This window comes from Actinosynnema sp., assembly GCF_052038725.1.
This window is the reverse complement of sequence record NZ_JBQGCX010000479.1, coordinates 1-2,801: the sequence shown is the minus strand read 5'-3', so window position 1 is coordinate 2,801 and position 2,801 is coordinate 1. Positions and strand designations below refer to the sequence as shown.

Annotated in this window: 3 protein-coding genes; 1 reads left to right on the top strand and 2 read right to left on the bottom strand. The window is 72.1% G+C overall.

What is annotated here, in order from left to right:
* Together ACTUAL_RS09705 and ACTUAL_RS09700 are read right to left on the bottom strand one after the other, a co-directional pair.
* The coding region (locus ACTUAL_RS09705; protein ID WP_440900027.1) for an RES domain-containing protein at positions 1-307 on the bottom strand (307 nt) is incomplete at its 3' end.
* Positions 308-1,297: 990 nt separating this feature from the next.
* Positions 1,298-1,882, bottom strand: a complete 585-nt coding sequence (locus tag ACTUAL_RS09700; protein ID WP_015804210.1) for a hypothetical protein — start codon at positions 1,880-1,882, stop codon at positions 1,298-1,300.
* 199 nt (positions 1,883-2,081) lie between these two features.
* On the opposite strand from ACTUAL_RS09700, the gene ACTUAL_RS09695 reads away from it, so the two are divergent.
* On the top strand, positions 2,082-2,801 hold a 720-nt coding region (locus tag ACTUAL_RS09695), incomplete at its 3' end, for a glycosyltransferase 87 family protein (RefSeq protein WP_440900026.1).

Below are 2,801 nucleotides of genomic sequence, written 5' to 3'. Positions count from 1 at the left end.
GCCGGTCCACCACCGACGTCGCCTGGAACACCTCGGCGACGCAGGTCCGGACGGTGAGCCCGAAGTACAGCACGCCCTGGTCCTGGTCGTGCGTCAGCTCACCGCCGGGTCCCGGCGGCTGGGTGTCGAAGCGGGCGTGCGGCAGCGGTCCGGTGTAGCGGAAGCTGTTCCACCGCTGGGGGTGCAAGCCCTTCGCGGTGAAGATCCGCACCAGCCGGGTGGCCTGGTGCACCGCCACGACGTCCTCGGTGCGCCGCAGGTTGGCCTGCAGCACGGCGGGAGCGGGCGGCTGGGGAAGCCGAGACATTCGGGTCCAGGTGTTCGGGGGACGGGGGACCGTGCCGGTCGGGGGTGGGTGGTCGTGGTCGGGTTCCAGGGCGACCAGGCTGCCAGGTCGTCGGTCGGCCGGGCGATCGGGTGTCCGGGTGATCGGCCCAACGCCGCTCGGCCCGCCGGGCGAACCCCGCCGAACCCCCGCCGCCGAACCGCCTGCGCACCCCCGCTGACCGCGCCGACCACCGGTGGCCGGCTCCTCGGGACCAGGTTCCCAGGGGGTGCGCCATCGGGCGATCGGTCGTCCGCGTGATCGGTCGGTCGGGTGTTCGGGCAACAGGGTGATCGTGCGGCTGGCTGTTCGGCCGACAGGGCGTTTCGGCGGTCGGCCGCTCAACCGGCTGCGCGATCCGGCCGCCGCTCGGGCGTCCCGGTCCTCGGGGGTCCTGGTCCTCGGGAACCTGGCTGCTCGAACGACCCGGTTCACGGGTGCCTGGCCGGTCGGGGTTGGGCGGAGTGGGTTAGCCGGGGTCGAGGGGAGTGGGTGGTCGGCGCAGGCATCGGTGGTGCCCTGAGCGGTTGGTGATGAGTTGAGCAGTGGGTGATGAGTTGAGCAGTGGGTGGCGAGTTGAGCGGTCAGTGGTGAACTGGGCGGTCAGTGGTGAACTGGGCGGTCGGTAGTGGGGCGAGCGGTCGGTCGAGGGTTCAGCTGGTCGGCACTTCCGCCCGCCAGGCTGCCAGGTGATCGGCAAGTGGGCGAGCGAGTGCCCGCATGACTGGGGTTCCGGGGTTCGGGCTGCCGAGTGTTCGGAACACCGGCGTGTCGGTGATCACCCGCCGTGCTTCCCACCCGCGCCTTGCGGCCGGGTTCGGGCAGCGCGGCCGGGTCCGCCTAAGCGCTGCCGGGGTCGGTCGGTGGGGCCAGGTCCGCTCAACGCTGCCTCGCGCTGCCTCGCGTTGCCTCGCGCTGTTCCGCGCCGCCCCGCACGGCCGGGGCCGACCGCTCCGGCCGAATCCGCCCAGCTCAGACAGGGGTTCCGAGCTGGGCGGCCAGGGAGGTCACCTTGAACGGGTCCCCGCCCGCCAGCAGCCAGTCGCGCGGGGAGGCCGGCCTGCCCTCGACCGGGAGGTCCTCCTGCTCGGTGGTCATGAACCCGGCGATCACCAGCGCGGGCTGGTCCTCCGGCACCGACGCGAGCACCGCCTCCAACCCTGGGAGCACCCCGTTGCCCGCGAACTGCCAGGCGGGCAGCCGCCAGCTGCCCCGGTCCTTCCAGCCGACCAGCCTGCCCAGCCCCAGCCGGTGCCGGATGCGGCTGGTGTCCACGCCCAGCTGGGTCGCCGCGTCGGCCACGGTGATCGCCGAGTCGCGCAGCACCGCGTGCGCCACGATGCTGCGCGCCCTCGGCTTGTCGTCGTCCGGCGAGTGCGGGCTCAGGTCCAGGCCGACGTCCACCAGCGCGTCCCGCACGTCCGGAGTCAGGTAGCTCGCGGGCTCCGGGTGGGGCGGCGCCAACCGCTTCGCGGCGTCCGCCACGAGGTCGAGGAAGGCGTCGGGGGTGACGTGAAGGCCGGCTTTCGCCAAGACCGTCTCCAGCGCTGGACTCATGAGCACAGAGTATCCCGCGCGTGCGCTTCTGTGCGCTGCTGTCGCTCGAACGGTCGCCCCCGTCTACTCACCGTGCACGCACAGCAACTTTTGGTGCACATCCAGTAGCGGTGGGCTACCTGCTGTCGTGACCTGTCCCTCATCCGCCCGTTGACTACGATGCTTCGCGGAAACCAGTCGAGGGAGTGCCGTGGCAGTGGTGGAACGACCGGACAAGCGGCTGCTGGGCGTGTGGGCGGTGGCGGCCATCGCGCTGCTCGTCGTCGTCCACCAGCGCTCCAGCGAGGGCCTGCTCGACCTGCGGGTCTACCGCACGGGAGGAGAGGCCTGGCTGCGCGACCTCCGGCTGTACGCCGACGACTTCCCCAAGCCCCTGGACGGTCCGCCGTTCCCCTTCACCTACCCGCCGCTGGCCGCCGCGATCTTCAGCCTCTTCGCGCTGGTCCCGTTCCCCGCCGCGGTTCTGGTGTGGACGGCGCTCGGCCTGGTGCTGCTGCTGGTGGCGTGCGTCCTGTCCGCCTGGCACGTGTACGGGGACGCGCGCCGCGCGCTGCTCGTCGGTGTCGTCGTGTCCACCGGCGCGCTGGTGCTGGAACCGGTGTGGGCCACCTTCGACTTCGGCCAGATCAACCTGGTCATCATGGGCCTGGTCGCGCTGGACTGCCTGCTGCCGCGCACCCGCTGGCCCAGGGGCCTGCTGATCGGCTTCGCCGCCGCGATCAAGCTGACGCCCGCCGTGTTCGTGCTGTTCTTCCTGGCGCGCGGCAAGTGGAAGCCGGTCCTCACCGCCGTCGCGTCGTTCGTCGGGTTCGGACTCGTCGGCGCGGTCGTCGCGTTCGAGGACACCAAGCAGTACTGGTTCCACACCCTGCTCGACCCCGCGCGCATCGGCGAGCTCGGCTACGCGGGCAACCAGTCG